We start from the raw sequence: 17,117 nt of genomic DNA, 5'->3' as shown, positions 1-17,117 counted from the left end.
GATAATTTAGGAAGGGTAGCGAAGAGGCTAAACGCGGCGGACTGTAAATCCGCTCCTTCGGGTTCGGGGGTTCGAATCCCTCCCCTTCCATCCTTTACGGGCATAGTTTAAAGGTAGAACTAAGGTCTCCAAAACCTTCAGTGTGGGTTCAATTCCTACTGCCCGTGTTTTTGGAATATGGCGGGTGTGGTGAAGTGGTTAACACACCAGATTGTGGCTCTGGCATGCGTGGGTTCGATCCCCATCACTCGCCTATTTCTTTTGATTATTGGGGTATCGCCAAGCGGTAAGGCAAGGGACTTTGACTCCCTCATGCGTTGGTTCGAATCCAGCTACCCCAGTTACTTTGCCGGCGTGGCGGAATTGGCAGACGCGCTGGACTCAAAATCCAGTGTCCGCAAGGACGTGCCGGTTCGACCCCGGCCGCCGGTATAATTAAAAAGACAAGGTTTCTAAGCCTTGTCTTTTCTTTTGTACTTGAAACTTCTCTTGTTTGAGTTACTAAAAATTACTAATCTTATAATAAATCATCTAGTTTATCAGCCAAATCTTTCTGCTTACTAGGGTATAAATGAGAATAGGTATCAATTGTAGTCGTGATAGAAGCATGTCCTAGCCTTTCTTTAACAACTAGATAATCTTCTCCTTGGTTAATCAGCAGGGAAGCGTGTGAGTGCCTAAAATCGTGTATTCGTATCTTTTTTAGTGTATCATCACGTTCAAGGATTTTCTTGTATTGCTTTTCAATAGCATTTTTTGTAACTGTGAGAGGGCTATTTTGAAACACTTGTAAAGTTAGGCTATTGTTGGTAAATTGCTCTAACAGATGTTTTTGATGTTGTTGCCAATCTTGGAGTTCTTGACTTAATTTTTTATTGATAACAATTCTTCTTGTTCCTGCTTTAGTTTTTGTCGTGCTGATATGGCTTACGCCTTTATTAACATAGACAGATTTTGTGATATAAATTGTATTGCTTGAAAAGTCGATGTCTTGCCATGTTAGTGCCAGTGCTTCTCCAAGTCTTAACCCTGTAAAGAATAGAACTGTAAAGAGCAATTTGATATTGTATTCTTCTGGTTCAAACAGTGTTAGAAACTGCTGAAATTCTTTGATTGTCCAAAATTGCATTTTAGTCTTTTCAATTGGTAATTTTTTTAGTAGCTTTACTGGGTTTGTAGTGTAGTAACCTTTTCTCAAGCCGACGTCAAAAATCTTTTTAAGCAAAATCATGATTTTGTTGATGGTATTTGTGCTTAGGGGGTTATCAGAATTTTGAGCAACTTTTTGCCTAAGATGTTCTCTGAACTGGTAAATATCTTCATAGGTTAGTTTTGCGACATTATCAACCTTTGAAAAATAATCTTTAATGTGTTTATTATAGTTATTTTCTTGTGTGTTGATATAGCTAACTTTCCGATGATTAAGACAATCTTCTTCCTTTAGCAGTTCATAAAGCATAGAAACAGTTATTTTAGCCCCATAGAAGCGTTCTTTGAGCTCTACACTTCGTAGGTAGTGCTCTGCTTCGGTAGCTTCTTTTTTGGTCTTGTAGCCCTTTCTAACGACTCTACGTTGTTTTAGTGTTATTGGGTCAAAACCATTGCTAATATCAACAATCCAAGTGCCGTCTTTTCCTTTTCTAGTTGCCATATCTTACTCCCTAGAAAGTTGGCTATTTTGGACATCAAATCCAAGTAATTCAGTGGCTACAGTAGCCGGAATAGTTCCGATACGCTTATTTTGGTATACTCTAAAGCCTCTAGCAATTAGTAGTTCTTTTCCCTGTCTGATAATTCGTTTAGAAGTTCCCTCAGAGAAACCAAGGGCAACGAGGTCATTCTTATTTACTGTTGCTATCATGTGACTTACTCCTTTGTATCTAACTTTATCTTTTTGTAGGTAACGTGATTATCGAAATACTGTCCGTCTTTATAAACTTTGCTAGTGTATTCCGTTTCATATAGTACGACTGAACTGTCATAGTTGAAATCTTCATAGGTGTAAAACTTATCTTCATCAGGCTTTTTCAAATTGCGTGATGATAAATAGGCTTGTTTACCGAAATTTTCCAATAATTCTTGTCCAATCCCTTTTTCAAAATACTTAGTAACATATCGACCGCGATTTTCTTTACTATCGACATCGACTTTATTTATCCGTACCGCTCCGTGTCCCCAAAGCTCTAATAGTTGCTTATGTGGAATATAGGGAACGCTGAAAAGTAGAATATGAGCATGCCACGCTCCACGTTTTTGCTTTTCTAATACTGCTATATATCTTAATAGGCTTTTCTTAGTTTTAAATATGTGATAGTTAAAGCGTTTGATAAATGTTTTGAGTAAGTCTTTGAAATGATTTCTATCGCTGATATTTTTTTTAGTGGTTAATGTGAGAAAAGAAGTCGTATTATCAAAGTTACAATCGACTAGACGGAGTAAGTTCCACTTTGCTTCTAAGCGAGTTTTTTTCATGCGTTCAAGACGTTGTTCTTGTTCTACTGGTGTTAGTTCGTCAAATGTTCTGCGTTTTGATTTTCCCTTATTTTCAGTATTAGCATCTAAAATTGATTTTCCTTTTGAAAATATTGGCTTATCATATTCCCAAATTTCAATATAGGAAGAAGTGCGGACTATTTTTTTATTATATGAGGTCATAAAAAATAGTTCCTTTTCGGTTGGCTTTCGCCAAAAGATTGTCTATATAATAAATAAACTAGGAGGAGCAAAGCTCCTCCTTACTTCTATCATGTGATCCTAAGCACCGCTCCGCTAAACACGCTTCCAGCTTGCCGACTGCTTGTCGGCAGTTTTGCGTAGGTACATGATGAGAAGTAGTTATTAAGTTAGTAGTTTAGGTAATTGTTTCAATGTTTCTGCTGAAGCCCAGCCTGTTGAAATGACTTCAAAATCTCCCTCGTCATAGATGAGCAGGTCACCATTTCCGATAAATTGATAATCATTTTGCTTATCAAGATATAGGGAAAATGTATCTACCCCTATGACATTTTTAGAAATATTAATAGATTTTTTTGGGGTATGCCCAACAATTTGCTTAGGATAGTTTTCATTAGGTGCTAGTTCAATTTCTCTAAAATCTGCCCACAAAGGAGAGCCAGCTAAGTCTCCTCCTCCACGCATAGGACCGATTGCATAAGCAAAAGTTTCTAGTTTTTCTTCATGTTCCTCTGTAATAAGCTCAAAGTGCCAAGGCTCAGGGTCAAATAGAAAATTATAGCCTGCGTGGCTTATTAAATAATCATCTAGTTGATAAGCTATCTGCAAGTGTAAACTTTCGAGCAGATTTTGAACTGCGAAAAAGAGTTCGAGGTTTTTAACAGAGAAAGGAGCAGGTTGCCCTAGTAAATAATAAACATCATGATTACCTACTAAGTTGATAACCTCAAGACCGTTTTGTTCGTGTTTCTTTTTCCAAGAGAATAGACAAATAAGGTCTTTAGCATATAAACTGACATTTTGATTTTGACCGTGTAAATCTACATAGTCGCCTAAAAAGATAACTCTTTTAATATTATGCTCGCTAATGATATTATCTACTAAAGGAAGAATTAGGTGTGCTTTTAGGTGTAAATCTCCAATAAATAATGTTTTCATAAAACACCTCTTTTATTTTACAGATAGTATTATCAATTTTGTAATGTTTCTTTTGGTAGTAATTATTTAATTAAATTATTATCTAGCATTGACTGCGTAGATATAAGAGACATAGCAAGCAAAATCTTCAATACGCTCTCTATCATCATGAAAACTTTCAAAGCAAGAAATATCATTCCCTTGTTCATTCGCTAAAACCTTTAAAAGTTTTAGTTGATAAATAACCTTATTATGAATAGTAGTTCTTGCTTCATCAAAAGATTGTTTTTCTTCTCTAGAGAGAGTGTGCCATTTACCACGGGCGGAAGCATACTCTACGCAGAGTTGTACGAATATTGTCCACTTTTCTTGAAATTCTTTATCTAGCGGTTTAGAAGAATTAAGAAGACTGGTATAGATGTGTTCAGAATCGAAAAATGAAATAATTTCTGTATCATTTTGAAAATCACTATAGCTAAAAATTTGTATTGCAAAACATGCTTATATATTATTGTAACTATTTTGCTGCAGGTAAGACATCAGAACAAGCAAACCACAAATTGCCATTGAACTGACCCACGTTCAAATCTTTGAGCGTAACAGGACAAGTCTTGTTATTTGCCATATCTTGTACAGAAGCAGTAGGGTTTAAAGTGTTAACTTTAACTTGTATCATTTCCATGAAGAAATCGCTATTTTCATCTTGAATTGATACGTTTAGACGTAATGCGGTAGGTTTATTGGTCTCACGGTTTAAAACTTCAGTATATCCTTTTACGGCAAAGAAGCGATTGCCAAGGAGTGCAGGTTTTAAAAAATCATTAAGTTTCATAGGAGTTTCCTTTCTATCATCGCAGAGCGATGAGGAACAGATATTTTCGCTGAAAATCTAGCGAATTTAAGCAAAAATATCTGTTGTAATTAGTTTGTTTCTGGTAAATAAAGTTGTAATTCTTTGATAAAGTCAAACCGGTTTGTGTCAAGATAAGGACTTTCCCAGTATTGGGCAGTTTCTTTGCCTGACCCCTGCATATAGAGATAGCCTGCTCCTTTTTCTTCAATAGGTTTTAACTTATCAGGGATAGCAGAGCCAAAGACCATGCGATATCCCTCGCTAGAATTTGCACCAAGGGCAATTCTCAAGCCAAGGTTATCTCTGAGGTCGGTACTTAATGTTGAATCGGATCTCATTTGTTGAGCAGAAATCAGGATGAACACCCCAGCTTGCCGCCCTAGTAGAATGATTTGTTTGATACCGTCCATAACTTCAGATATAACTTCTTTAGACTTTTTATCTGTTCCTGAAGCTTGAAATGCTCCCATTTCATCGAATATAAGCCATACTGACTTAAAACCATGGTCAGTAAAATTTGAGACGTATTGAAAGTTATCACGCATATATTGGTAACGTTCTTGCATTTCTTCAACCGCTAAACGTACAATACGAGCGATATTATTCGGAGTACTAGCTACATATCTGTCTCCAATGTAGTGTGATAAACTGCCTAAATCACTGTTTTTAGGGTCAGCAATATAAACTGTTGATTGACGTTTGAGAAGCTCCAAAATCAAAAAAGATATGAAAACTGACTTCCCGCTACCTGTCCCTCCTGAAATTAAAATATGAGGGCATTTTACAGGGCTATAGGTCACACCGTATCCCAAATCTATATCAAGAGTGTTAATCACTTGTTGCTGGGCGTAAGACTGTAAAACTAGCCTTTGAGGTTTCTTGTAATAGAAATGATACTCTACACAGTTAGGTCGGATAATCTTCTCATCTAGCTCAAGTTCTAAAGTCCCTGATAAGACATCATCTAAGGATTGTACTTTTTTGCTAAACTCATCTCCAGCAATGATAGCTTTTACCAGTACATGACCATTTTCTTCGTTTAAGTCATATTCTAGGACTGCACTTCGAGCGATTTTAGTACTTCCACGACTATCTTTATACTTTGTATATAGACTGTTTGTATATAGCATATAAAGCAGATTTTCTCTGATAAATAAGTTAGGGTAGAGTTTTTCTCTGAAAGCCTTTATTTGTCGATGAAGTTGAAAAGAAATACCCCAAAACACTAACAGGAGAATACCACTGATAAGTGGAGAAGCTCTGCTATATGTAGCAATTAGGAGTGGTAGGACTAAGAGAGTTCCAACCATTGCCCAGTGCCATTTTTTTAGTTTTTTTCTAGTAATAAAATATCTACGCCTAAGGTCTGCTATTGGTTTCAGTTTTAGCATTTTCATTTGTTAGCTCCTAAATAGAAAAAGTTAGTTGTAAAGCTTTATGGTCGCTAAATTTATTATCAAGTGTCGAGTAGTTTTCGATTTTTGTGTGAGGGGTTATGAATATATGGTCAAGCTTTTTAGTTTTCCAAGTTGGTAAATCTAGGCTAGCGTTTACCATGTATTGTTCCATTTCGATTATCTTATCAGACAAAGTAGTTCTGTTGATTAGACTTTCGTTAAAATCGCCTGCTAAGATAACATGGTCATACAATTTGCCTGTTTGAGAAGCAAATTGTATAGATTTATCCCACATTTCTTTTTTCTCTAGGGGATATCTTCCGTAGAGCGGAAAGTGAAGAGAATAAATAGCAATAGTTTGGTTATCGAAGTTGAATAATCCACCACTTTGACGATTTTCAAACTCTGTATATAAGGGAGGGAGCTTTTCGATGAAATCAATTTCAGAACTATTGTAAAGCAATCTGGAATTAACAGGATTTCTACTATTTCTATGAGGAAGAACCTTATATCCGTGTAATTCTAGTTCTGCGAATAAGTCTTCATCTTGTAGCATATCCTTTTTACTGCACGTCCCTATTTCTTGTAGAGCTATAAATGTTGGTGTATATGATACTAAAAATTGAGCAATTTGCTCACAAGAGCGGTTATAGTTTTCTGCTCCCATAAAATCAAGATTAGCAGATAATATAGTTAATGAGGTTGTCATAGTTTTCTCCTTTCATAAATACATATAGATTTCTTTACACCAGATGAAGAAGTTTATTATTTGTAAATTTTGTTGACAAGATACCTTACCAACATATTTACTTATTTAGGTATTTTTTGAACACGTAATCAATCACTTGACCTTGAGATGGAGCATATCCAAATTCAGGAACTAACTGACCAGCGACAATTTCAATATTAAGCCTAGTTGTCTCGTCAATAACTGCCGAGAATTTGACAGGTTTTGGAAATTGGTGTTCTACTGGGATAGGTTTACCTCTAGCCATATTATGTTGACCTCCTAAAAATAAACTTCTTTATCTTGTTTTAATTTTATCAAATGATTTTATGTATGTCAACACTTAAATGCTAAAAAGTTACTAAAAATAAAAAAACTATCGTTTTTGCGATAGAGGTAACTTCTTGAAAAGGCTATTTGAAAGGCTTTATATACTTCTAAAACGGTAAGAGCCAAACTCAAAATCCAGTGTCCATTAGGACGTGCCGGTTCGACCCCGGCCGCCGGTATAGTAATAAAGACAAGGTTTCTAAGCCTTGTCTTTTTCGGCTTGATCTCATCTCGAGGTGAGGGGTAAGTTTATCTTTTCAAAACATGCCTGCTTTTGGAAATTATTTTTTTGTGTGATTCAGAATCGTTCAGAGTTGTCGCATATTGGCTCATTCTTGGCAAAACAATGTATATTTTTAAATTGGAACTTGATTCTTTTATTTTTTGTGATATACTTAACTAGTAAAAAATTAACCGGTTAAAGGAGTGGAGAGAAATGACGGATTTAGCACATAAGATTAATCATTTTTTGAATGAGGTCATATTGACAGCTGAGAATCAACATGAAATTTTGATCGGTTCTTGTATGAGTGATGTACGGCTAACGAACACGCAGGAGCACATTTTGATGCTTTTGTCTCAGGAATCTTTGGCAAATTCTGATCTGGCGAAACGGCTGAATGTTAGCCAGGCTGCTGTGACTAAAGCTGTTAAGGCTTTGGTGGAGCAAAAGATGTTGGAAACTTTCAAGGATAAGAAAGATGCTCGTGTGACTTTTTATCGTTTGACTGACTTGGCGCGACCGATTGCGGAAGAGCATCAGCACCATCATGTGCACACCTTAGACACCTACCATAGATTGGCAGAGCAATTTTCTTCTGATGAGCAGGAAGTAATTGTGAAATTTTTGGATGGTTTGATTGGAGAAATTGGGAAATGAGATATATCACAGTGGAAAATCTGTCCTTTTACTATGACAAGGAGCCTGTGTTGGAGCATATTCACTATTTTCTGGATAGTGGCGAGTTTGTAACCTTGACGGGGGAGAATGGGGCTGCTAAGACGACACTTGTCAAGGCTAGTTTGGGAATTTTGCAGCCTAAGCATGGGGAAGTTAAGATTTCCAAGACCAATGAGCGAGGTAAGAAACTGCGGATTGCTTATCTTCCTCAGCAGATTGCTAGTTTTAATGCGGGTTTTCCTAGTACGGTTTACGAATTTGTCCAGTCTGGGCGCTATCCGCGCAAGGGCTGGTTTCGCCGTTTGAATGAACACGATGAGGAGCATATCAAGGCAAGTCTAGAGTCTGTGGGAATGTGGGAGCATCGGGATAGGAGGATTGGTTCTCTTTCTGGTGGGCAAAAGCAGAGGGCTGTGATTGCTCGGATGTTTGCTTCGGATCCGGATATTTTTGTCCTAGATGAGCCGACAACAGGGATGGATGCAGGTAGCAAGGATGAATTCTACAAGCTCATGCACCATAGTGCTCATCAGCATGGGAAAGCTGTCTTGATGATTACGCACGATCCGGAGGAAGTTCGTAAATATGCTGACCGCAACATTCATCTGGTTCGTAATCAGGACTCGCCTTGGCGCTGTTTCAATGTGCATGAAAGTGACAGCAGACAGGAGGTGAGCCATGCTTAATTTATTTTCCTATGATTTTATGCAGCGAGCCTTTTTGGCAGTTATTGCCATGAGCCTCTTCTCACCAATTCTGGGGACTCTCCTGATTTTACGTCGGCAGAGCCTTATGAGTGACACGCTCAGCCACGTTTCACTGGCGGGTGTGGCTTTTGGCTTGGTTCTTGGGCTATCGCCCACTCTCACAACGGTGCTTATCGTCATTGTCGCAGCAGTATTTTTAGAGTATCTGCGAACTATCTATAAGAATTTCATGGAAATCGGGACAGCCATTCTTATGTCAACTGGCTTAGCTATTTCCTTGATTGTTATGAGTAAGGGCAAGAGTTCTAGCTCGATGAGTCTGGACCAGTATCTATTTGGCTCCATTGTGACTATCAGCACGGAGCAGGTGATTTCTCTCTTTGTCATTGCTGCTGTGGTGCTTGTCTTGACCTTCCTCTTCATTCGCCCCATGTATATCTTGACCTTTGATGAGGATACGGCCTTTGTGGATGGGCTGCCTGTGCGGACCATGTCTATTCTCTTCAATATCGTGACGGGTGTTGCGATTGCCCTCATGATTCCGGCTGCGGGAGCCTTGCTGGTTTCGACCATTATGGTCTTGCCGGCCAGTATTGCCCTGCGGATTGGGAAAAATTTCAAGTCGGTCATTTTGCTGGCAAATGCCATTGGTTTCTTTGGTATGATTGCCGGACTTTATATTTCTTACTATGTAGAGACACCAGCTAGTGCCAGCATTACGATTATTTTCGTCAGCTTGTTCTTACTGGTCAATCTGGTCAAAAAATTTATGAGATAGGAGCAGAAAATGAAAAAAATTAGCTTACTATTAGCGGGTTTACTGAGTATTTTCTTAGTAGCTTGTTCCAATCAAAAAAATGCAGATGGCAAGCTCAATATTGTCACGACTTTTTATCCTGTTTATGAGTTTACTAAGCAGGTCGCTGGAGATGAGGCTAATGTTGAACTTCTAATCGGGGCTGGTACAGAGCCGCATGATTATGAGCCTTCAGCTAAGGCAGTTGCGACTATTCAGGATGCAGATGCCTTTGTCTATGAAAATGAAAACATGGAGACTTGGGTTCCTGAACTGCTAAAAACCTTGAAAAATAAGGAAGAAAAGGTTATCAAGGGGACAGGAAATATGCTTCTGTTGCCTGGTGGTGAAGAGGAAGAAGACCACGACCATGGTGAAGAGGGGCATCATCATGAGTATGACCCCCACGTTTGGCTGTCTCCGAAGCGGGCTATTAAAATGGTGGAACACATCCGAGATAGTCTGAGCAAGGCCTATCCTGACAAGAAAGCTGCTTTTGAGAAAAATGCAGCGGCTTATATCAAGAAGCTGGAAGCCTTGGATAAGGAGTTTGAAGATGGTTTAGCCAACGCTAAGCAAAAGAGTTTTGTCACTCAGCACGCAGCCTTTAACTATCTGGCGCTGGACTATGGCTTGAAGCAGGTGCCAATTTCTGGACTTTCGCCAGACAGTGAGCCATCCGCTTCACGCTTGGCTGAATTGACCGAGTATATCAAGAAAAATAAAATCAAGTATATTTACTTTGAAGAGAATGCCTCTCAGGCTCTGGCTTCTACTCTGGCTAAGGAAACAGGAGTAGAACTTGATGTCTTGAATCCGCTGGAAAGCTTGACCGAAGAGCAGACCAAGGATGGGGCAGACTATATTTCTATCATGCAGGCCAATCTAAAGGCTCTCAAGAAAACGACGGACCAAGAGGGAGCGGAGATTGCAGCTGAGAAAGAAGAAGACGATAAGACAGTCCAAAACGGCTACTTTGAAGACAGTGCCGTCAAGGATCGGACCTTGTCTGACTATGCTGGTGAGTGGCAGTCTGTTTACCCTTATCTGCAGGACGGTACCTTGGATCAAGTCTTTGACTACAAGGCTAAGCTGACTGGAAAAATGACGGCAGCTGAATACAAGGACTATTATGACAAGGGCTACAAGACAGATGTTTCCAATATCAATATCACAGACAAGACTATGGAATTTGTGGTAGATGGAAAATCCAAGAAATATACGTATAAATACGTTGGTAAGCACACTCTGACTTACTCTAAGGGAAATCGAGGGGTACGCTTCATGTTTGAAGCGACAGATGCGGATGCTGGCCAGTACAAGTATGTTCAGTTTAGCGACCACAACATTGCACCAACCAAGGCAGCTCATTTCCATATCTTCTATGGCGGCGAGAGCCAGGAAGCACTCTTTGATGAGCTGGAAAACTGGCCAACCTACTATCCAAGTAAGTTGACTGGTCAGGAAATTGCCCAAGAGATGTTGGCGCACTAATGTGAGTAAAGCAAGAAGACGGGACTAGCCCGCCTTCTTTTTTGATTTTCCTTTCCTAATGGATGATAACAATGCTTGACAAAGTAGGATTACAGATGTAAACTAATAAGTGAATTACAAACGTAAATGCTAAGGAAGTGCTAGAAAATGGAACAGCAAAATATCAGTCAAGCTGAATGGCAAGTGATGCGTGTGCTGTGGGCTTATCCGCACAGTCGCAGTACAGAGATTATAGCGCGTTTGGAAGCAGATTTTGCTTGGAAGCCTGCAACCATCAAGACGCTCCTGAATCGTCTGAAGACCAAAGAGTTCATTGCCATGGAAAAAATTGAGGGTAAATTTTACTACGATGCTCGGATTTTGGAAGCGGATCATCTGGAAAGTACATGGCAGGCGCTTTTTGATAATATCTGTAATACCAAGCACGGAGAGTTGTTGATATCAATGATTGAGAGTCACCAGTTTAGTCAGAGTGATTTGGAGCGGCTCAGTCAGGTTATAGACAAAAAAAGAGTTTCGGCTCCGCTGGAAATTAAATGTCACTGCCCTCAAGGCCAGTGTCGTTGCGGGCACGGAAAGGGGGCGCATTGATGAGCGAGAAGAAAGAATACAGAATCTCTGGTATGACCTGTGCTGCTTGCGCTATGGCGGTGGAGATGGCGGTTAAGGACTTGGCAACGGTTGAGGAAGTCAGTGTTAATCTGGCAACAGAGCGGCTGAGCTTGCTACCTAAGGCGGGGTTTGATAGCCAACAGGTATTGGATGCTGTAGCCGAGGCTGGTTATCAGGCAGAAGAAAAAGGGGAGAGGCAGCAGGCGGAATATGGCCGAGAGGCAGAGGCCAAGGCAGCAGTGCTGGACAAGAAAAAAAGGCAGATTCAGCTACTTTTTACAGCGACTCTGCCCTTACTCTATATTTCCATGGGGAGTATGGTTGGCTTACCCCAGCCGAGCTTTTTGGACCATACGCAGGCTCCGCTGACTTTTGTTTTGGCTCAGCTTTTGCTTACTCTACCGGCGCTTTGGGTCGGACGTGGCTTTTATCAGAGAGGTGTGCGCAATCTCATCAAGAGGTATCCGAATATGGATAGTCTGATTGCTGTGGGGACAGGAGCAGCCTTTCTCTATAGCCTTTATGCGAGCAGTCAAGTTTTTGCTGGCCAGCATGCCTTTGTTCATCAGCTTTATTTTGAGTCGGTTTCTGTTATCATCAGTCTAGTTTTGCTGGGCAAATATATGGAAAGCTCAGCCAAAGGTCGGACTTCGCAGGCTATTCAAAGTCTGATTAAACTCCTGCCCAGTCAAGCGACAGTGATTCGCTATGGTCAGGCTATGCTCATTGATACGGAGGAGATTAAGCTTGGAGATATTGTCCGCATTAAGCCAGGTGAGCGTATGCCAGTAGATGGGGTTGTAACGGAGGGACAGACCTATGTAGATGAGTCTATGATGACCGGTGAGAGTCTGCCGGTAGAAAAGAAGATAGGAGATATGATTACCAGTGCGACCCTAAATCAGACTGGAACCATTGACTACGAAGCGACCAAGGTGGGGGCCGATACGACTCTGGCACAGATTGTTCGTTTGGTAGAAGAAGCTCAGGGGTCCAAGGCTCCCATTGCAGCATTAGCTGACAAGATATCGCTTTATTTTGTTCCGATTGTTTTAGGATTGGCGACTGTGGCGGGTCTGGGATGGTATTTTCTGGCTGGTCAGAGTCTTTCCTTCTCCCTGTCTATTTTCATTGCGGTCCTGGTTATTGCCTGTCCCTGTGCGCTGGGTCTGGCGACTCCGACAGCTATTATGGTCGGGACAGGTAAGGGAGCTGAAAATGGCATTCTTATCAAATCTGGTCAAGCTCTGGAAGCGGCCTATCAGCTGGATGCAGTTGTTTTAGATAAGACAGGGACTATCACCGCCGGCCGGCCTAGTCTGACAGACCTTGAAGTCTTTGGAAACCTGCCGCGGGCTGAGTTGCTGCGTCTGGTTGCTAGTGGCGAACAGCATTCGGAGCATCCTTTGGCTCGGGCTCTGCTAGCAGCCGCTGAGGAAGAAGGTGTTATTCTGTCTCCTATCAGTGATTTTCAATCCATCTCAGGGCGTGGTCTGAGGGCTCGAGTGGAAGAACAGACGATCTTGATTGGGAATGAAGCTTTGATGGCGGATTACCAAGTTGATGCGAGTCAGGCTCAACAGCGCCTACGGGCTCTTTCTCATCAGGGTAAAACTGTCATGCTACTGGCTGTAGATGGTTGTTTAGCAGGACTTCTGGCTGTGGCAGATACCATTAAGGAAAACAGCCCAGCAGCTATCAGACAGCTGCAGGAATTGGGATTGGAAGTCTTGATGCTGACGGGGGATCGTCAGGAAACAGCAGCCGCTATTGCTCAGATGGTCGGTATTAAACAAGTCATTGCTGGGGTTATGCCAGACGGTAAGGCAGATGCTGTGAAAAGACTGCAGGAACGAGGGAAGAAAGTAGCCATGGTTGGAGATGGCATTAATGATGCCCCAGCCCTCGTCCAAGCAGAAGTGGGGATTGCGATTGGATCCGGTACTGATGTAGCCATCGAATCAGCGGATATTGTACTGATGCATAGTGAGTTGCAGGATGTAGTCAAGGCCATCCAGCTCAGTCAGGCAACTATAAAAAATATCAAGGAAAATCTTTTCTGGGCTTTTGCTTACAATACGCTGGGCATTCCTGTTGCCATGGGGCTGCTACACCTCTTTGGCGGTCCCCTGCTTAATCCTATGCTGGCAGGGCTGGCTATGAGTCTTAGTTCTGTCTCAGTTGTTGCCAATGCGCTGCGCCTCAACCGTTTTAAGGCTAAATAGGCGTGTATGCTTTAGAAAAGTTCAAAAATACTAAGAAAATACTGGAGGAAATCTCATGAGACAAAAAGTCCAATTAGAACATGTATCTTGTCAAAACTGTGTTAAGCACGTTACAGGGCATTTTTTGAAAATAGAAGGGGTCTCTGATGTGCTTGTGGATTTAGATAGTAAAACTGCTCAGGTCACAGTAGATCGACCCTTGAGTGCAGAAGATTATCAAGCAGCTTTAGCTAAAACCATCTATAAAGTTCTGCAAGTAGAGAATATCTAAAGTTCCATTCTAGTTTGGGAGTGCCTTGTAAAACGAGTTGAAAAAGTCTATACTAGATAGTAGATTTTACTTAGAAAGTGAGAAATCATGAGGAAAAAATCAGTTTATTCTTTGTTGATTTGTATAATGGTGGTGACTTTAGCGGCTTGTTCACACAATAATGAAAATTCCAATCAGTCGACATCAAGCTCGCTGCAACAAGAATCGAGTCAGCAGCCAGAGAGCAGTTCGTCTGCGGTCAGCAGTCAGAGTTCGCTGGATTCAAGTTCAGAACAGACGAAAGAGGAGAAGGAAGCGATGGACATTTCTGCCTTGGTGAATGGTGACTACTCTGGTATAGAGGGAACTTGGCAGGATGCTACTGGAAATCAGTTAGTGTTTGATGCTAAGGGGCTGGTTTCTGACAGCTATGAACTCTATGGTGCTTCTCTGACAGATTATGGAACAGCTTCTGGTGGTGTCTACGGAGGAGAGACTGGCGGTTTTCTGCTGGAGTTCATTCCCAAGGGAGTCAAAATAGCAGATAAGGAGAACTTTCAAGACAACTCAGACACAGCGCGTGATCGAATTTGGGCTGGAGTTGGGATGAATACTTTTGATGAACAGGGCACCTTTTATTATCGCATAAATGAATAAAAACACCCTCACTAAGGTCTAGTCAGTTAGATCTTGGTGAAGGTGTTTTCTATTTTTAAAAATTTCTTATTTCGAAAATAGAGATGTCGGTAATTGCTCTTGAGGGTTCTCTGCTCTGGCAACATAGCTTGAAATAGGAAAATGAATAACGAATAAAAATGTCTGGACAAATTGTTCAGGAGGAGTTGGCTCAGGTTGGACAATCCAAATTTCTAGTAAATTCATAATCCCTTTTACTAGAAGTTGCGATACTTTTTCTTTAGGAACCTGTATTACGTCGTGGTTGATGGAAACATGCTCATTTTGAAACTCAAGTAAAATAGAAGAAAAAAAGGGAATCCAGTTGGGGTTAGCAGCTGTAGTATAGAAGCACTGTATCCATTTTCTGTGCTTATAAAAAACTGGGAGAAAGTGATTTGCAAAAAAAACGAAAGGATCTGCGATGGTAGAGCGATCATATGTTTGTAATACAGCAGAAAATTCTGAATAAAGAATTCGATGAACTTCTTCAATAATCTCTTCGGTGCTATTAAAATGTTTTTTATAAATAGCTTGTCGAGAAATACCAGCTTGTTGAGCGATTTCTGCTATTGAAAAACGTGACTTTGAAGGATTGTCTAAGGCTAGTTCAAAGAATGCCTGAATAATTTTTTCTTTTGTATTTCGCATCATATATTATTTGCTGCTCTCCTTTCCAATAAGAATAAGTCAAAAGTTGACAAACTGTCAAGAAAAAAACTCTAAAGGATATGGTCTTTTTAGTTAATTTGAAGTACAATAATAACGATTATAATATAAGATGAACATAATATCAATATTTATGTTCTAAGCTTATAAAAAATTAGGAGAAGGAGAAATTGATTATGAAGACTAAGAGGTGGATAGGCTTCTTTTTATCTTTACTAACGATTTTTACTGTTCTAGGATTTTGGAATGTCCAGCGGGTATCTGCTGCTGATGTTACCGATAAGGCTAAATTCGAGAATTTGAAAATCACAGTTGCTGAAAATGGGACAAACCACGCTAATTTTGGTCCAAGCGAAAAAACTGTTGAACTAAAATACTCGGGCGACTTCTCATTTCCTGGTGTACAGGCGGATGAGATTAAGCCAGGAGATTACTTTATAGTAAAGGCGCCTGATAATTTGGATTTGGAAGATAAGACCATAGATCTAATCGATACAAATTCAAATACAAAGATGGGGACCGTTCAGGTAGAAAGCGCCAACCATCGCCTCGTCTTTACCTTTAATGAAGCAGTCAAGGATAAGCAAAATATCCGTGGGAGCTTTACTGCGACTGCAAAACAAACAGTTGAAGGAAAGACTAAGACGGTCACCTACATTTTACCAGGAGGTAGTAAATCTGAAATAACTTTTGAGTTCAAAATATACGATAAGTCAACTCTTACAGGCGAATTGCTGTATAAATATGGTAACAATGATAAGAAAAACCCTAAAATTGCATGGGATATGCGGATTAACCGTTCTAAGACGGATATGGGGAATCGTACTGTTAAAATTACAGATAATATCAGCTTAGGAGCTTTTGCGTCTTATATTGAGAACTCTTTTAATTTATACGAAGCAGAGTTTGAGACGACTGCTACCAACTATGCTGGTCTTAAAAAGTCAATCAAAAAATACAAAGTGACAACGGACCCTGAGGAGTATAAAAAGGATTCAGATAATACGGCCTTGCTGACTTTTGTCAATGGGAAACGTGGGTTTGAATTGCTCATGCCAACTAATATGGGAGTCAAGAGCTTTTACTTAAGATATGTTACTACCTCACCAGCGGACGAATCAAAAGTAAGAAACTCTGCTCAATACTTGATTGATAACGAACCTCAAATAGTGTGGAAGACATGGGGAACCACAACCAATACAAAGACAGAGATAACTTCGAAAGTTAAAACTGTTAAGGCTGTAGGTGCAACTGTTACTGCTGATATTGCTGGTAAGATCAAAATCACTAAATTCGACGAAGCTGATGCGACTGTTAAGTTGAAAGATGTTGAATTTGAAATCATTGATAAAGCGACGAATCAAGTAGTTGATACCGTGGTAACGGATGAAAACGGGATTGCCCTTTCAAAGGCTCTCAGTGATGGTAAGTATATCGTTAAGGAGAAGGTTGCTAAAGTAGGTTATCAGCTAATTAGCGAAGAGTTTGAAGTGGAGTTAAAAGGTGGACAAGGTGTTCCCCTCAACATCTCTAACAAACGTGTGACAGTTGATTTTGAAGCGACCAAGACATGGGTAAACGGAAAATCAACTGACTACAAAGAAGTCAAACTCGGTTTGTATGTGCACAAAGAAGGACAAACTGTTGCAGATGCAAAACCTGTTACTGGGAACTACACCCCTGAAGTAACCGTGTCGAACGGTGTCTACACTTATAAGTGGAAAAATCAACTTCCTGAACGTGATGTTGATGGAAGCAAGCTAGTTTATTCTATTCGCGAACTTGAAGATCAGACGGGTCTTCCTCTGAAAGAAGGAGAGAAAGTCAAAGTAGGAGAGAACAACTACCTTGTGTCTTACAATGCAGATAAGACTCAAGTAACCAATACTT

At 40.3% G+C, this 17,117-nt stretch carries 18 protein-coding genes and 5 tRNA genes; 14 read left to right on the top strand and 9 right to left on the bottom strand.

Features of this window, described 5'->3' with window-relative positions; genetic code table 11:
* The first annotated feature begins 9 nt into the window (after positions 1–9).
* The 5 genes from STRDD04_RS10100 to STRDD04_RS10080 all read left to right on the top strand — a co-directional run bounded on the left by STRDD04_RS10100 (position 10) and on the right by STRDD04_RS10080 (position 432).
* Positions 10–90, top strand: a tRNA-Tyr gene (locus STRDD04_RS10100).
* Positions 91–96: 6 nt separating this feature from the next.
* Positions 97–167, top strand: a tRNA-Trp gene (locus STRDD04_RS10095).
* Between the two features lie 13 nt (positions 168–180).
* Positions 181–253: transfer RNA gene (locus STRDD04_RS10090), tRNA-His, on the top strand.
* 16 nt (positions 254–269) lie between these two features.
* Positions 270–341 (top strand) — tRNA-Gln (locus tag STRDD04_RS10085).
* Positions 342–348: 7 nt separating this feature from the next.
* A tRNA-Leu gene (locus STRDD04_RS10080) sits at positions 349–432 on the top strand.
* Between the two features lie 85 nt (positions 433–517).
* Here STRDD04_RS10080 and STRDD04_RS10075 read toward each other — a convergent pair.
* From STRDD04_RS10075 to STRDD04_RS10040, 8 genes are all read right to left on the bottom strand, one after another.
* The gene (locus STRDD04_RS10075; protein ID WP_062201976.1) at positions 518–1,651 is read right to left on the bottom strand and encodes a site-specific integrase; all 1,134 of its coding nucleotides are present in this window, start codon (positions 1,649–1,651) and stop codon (positions 518–520) included.
* A gap of 3 nt (positions 1,652–1,654) precedes the next feature.
* Complete coding sequence (locus STRDD04_RS10070; RefSeq protein WP_062201974.1) at positions 1,655–1,861, bottom strand: DUF3173 domain-containing protein; 207 nt, start codon at positions 1,859–1,861, stop codon at positions 1,655–1,657.
* A 5-nt stretch (positions 1,862–1,866) separates the two neighbouring features.
* Positions 1,867–2,655, bottom strand: coding sequence for a rolling circle replication-associated protein (locus tag STRDD04_RS10065; RefSeq protein ID WP_062201971.1), 789 nt, complete (start codon positions 2,653–2,655; stop codon positions 1,867–1,869).
* A gap of 183 nt (positions 2,656–2,838) precedes the next feature.
* Positions 2,839–3,612, bottom strand: coding sequence for a metallophosphoesterase family protein (locus tag STRDD04_RS10060; protein WP_062201969.1), 774 nt, complete (start codon positions 3,610–3,612; stop codon positions 2,839–2,841).
* 496 nt (positions 3,613–4,108) lie between these two features.
* Positions 4,109–4,423 (bottom strand): hypothetical protein, encoded by a 315-nt coding sequence (locus tag STRDD04_RS10055; RefSeq protein WP_062201967.1) that lies wholly within the window; start codon positions 4,421–4,423, stop codon positions 4,109–4,111.
* Positions 4,424–4,512: 89 nt separating this feature from the next.
* Positions 4,513–5,841, bottom strand: a complete 1,329-nt coding sequence (locus STRDD04_RS10050; protein ID WP_443031310.1) for an FtsK/SpoIIIE domain-containing protein — start codon at positions 5,839–5,841, stop codon at positions 4,513–4,515.
* A 10-nt stretch (positions 5,842–5,851) separates the two neighbouring features.
* Complete coding sequence (locus tag STRDD04_RS10045) at positions 5,852–6,550, bottom strand: exonuclease/endonuclease/phosphatase family protein (RefSeq protein WP_062201965.1); 699 nt, start codon at positions 6,548–6,550, stop codon at positions 5,852–5,854.
* Positions 6,551–6,647: 97 nt separating this feature from the next.
* Positions 6,648–6,836, bottom strand: coding sequence for a hypothetical protein (locus STRDD04_RS10040; RefSeq protein WP_062201963.1), 189 nt, complete (start codon positions 6,834–6,836; stop codon positions 6,648–6,650).
* A gap of 498 nt (positions 6,837–7,334) precedes the next feature.
* On the opposite strand from STRDD04_RS10040, the gene STRDD04_RS10035 reads away from it, so the two are divergent.
* The 8 genes from STRDD04_RS10035 to STRDD04_RS10000 all read left to right on the top strand — a co-directional run bounded on the left by STRDD04_RS10035 (position 7,335) and on the right by STRDD04_RS10000 (position 14,540).
* Complete coding sequence (locus tag STRDD04_RS10035; RefSeq protein ID WP_062201961.1) at positions 7,335–7,778, top strand: zinc-dependent MarR family transcriptional regulator; 444 nt, start codon at positions 7,335–7,337, stop codon at positions 7,776–7,778.
* Positions 7,775–8,485, top strand: coding sequence for a metal ABC transporter ATP-binding protein (locus tag STRDD04_RS10030; protein ID WP_062201959.1), 711 nt, complete (start codon positions 7,775–7,777; stop codon positions 8,483–8,485). The genes STRDD04_RS10035 and STRDD04_RS10030 overlap by 4 nt, the downstream gene beginning before the upstream one ends.
* Complete coding sequence (locus STRDD04_RS10025) at positions 8,478–9,284, top strand: metal ABC transporter permease (RefSeq protein ID WP_062201957.1); 807 nt, start codon at positions 8,478–8,480, stop codon at positions 9,282–9,284. The genes STRDD04_RS10030 and STRDD04_RS10025 overlap by 8 nt, the downstream gene beginning before the upstream one ends.
* A gap of 9 nt (positions 9,285–9,293) precedes the next feature.
* Positions 9,294–10,796: a zinc ABC transporter substrate-binding protein AdcA gene (locus STRDD04_RS10020; protein WP_062201956.1), complete on the top strand. Its 1,503-nt coding sequence runs from the start codon at positions 9,294–9,296 to the stop codon at positions 10,794–10,796.
* A 147-nt stretch (positions 10,797–10,943) separates the two neighbouring features.
* Complete coding sequence (locus STRDD04_RS10015) at positions 10,944–11,387, top strand: CopY/TcrY family copper transport repressor (RefSeq protein WP_062201955.1); 444 nt, start codon at positions 10,944–10,946, stop codon at positions 11,385–11,387.
* On the top strand, positions 11,387–13,633 hold the full coding sequence (locus STRDD04_RS10010; RefSeq protein WP_062201954.1) for a heavy metal translocating P-type ATPase: 2,247 nt from the start codon (positions 11,387–11,389) through the stop codon (positions 13,631–13,633). The genes STRDD04_RS10015 and STRDD04_RS10010 overlap by 1 nt, the downstream gene beginning before the upstream one ends.
* Before the next feature lie 55 nt (positions 13,634–13,688).
* Positions 13,689–13,904, top strand: coding sequence for a heavy-metal-associated domain-containing protein (locus tag STRDD04_RS10005; RefSeq protein WP_062201953.1), 216 nt, complete (start codon positions 13,689–13,691; stop codon positions 13,902–13,904).
* Positions 13,905–13,991: 87 nt separating this feature from the next.
* The gene (locus STRDD04_RS10000; protein WP_062201952.1) at positions 13,992–14,540 is read left to right on the top strand and encodes a DUF6287 domain-containing protein; all 549 of its coding nucleotides are present in this window, start codon (positions 13,992–13,994) and stop codon (positions 14,538–14,540) included.
* Between the two features lie 66 nt (positions 14,541–14,606).
* On the opposite strand, the gene STRDD04_RS09995 is transcribed toward STRDD04_RS10000, so the two are convergent.
* A complete protein-coding gene (locus STRDD04_RS09995; RefSeq protein ID WP_062201951.1) occupies positions 14,607–15,212 on the bottom strand; it encodes a TetR/AcrR family transcriptional regulator in 606 nt (201 codons plus the stop codon).
* Positions 15,213–15,403: 191 nt separating this feature from the next.
* On the opposite strand from STRDD04_RS09995, the gene STRDD04_RS09990 reads away from it, so the two are divergent.
* Positions 15,404–17,117 (top strand): SpaA isopeptide-forming pilin-related protein (locus STRDD04_RS09990; RefSeq protein ID WP_231853932.1); only part of this gene is annotated, 1,714 nt, incomplete at its 3' end.

The organism is Streptococcus sp. DD04 (assembly GCF_001578725.1).
GTDB classification, from domain to species: domain Bacteria; phylum Bacillota; class Bacilli; order Lactobacillales; family Streptococcaceae; genus Streptococcus; species Streptococcus sinensis.
Note: the sequence above shows the minus strand (reverse complement) of the source record. Positions and strands in the feature narration are given on the sequence as shown.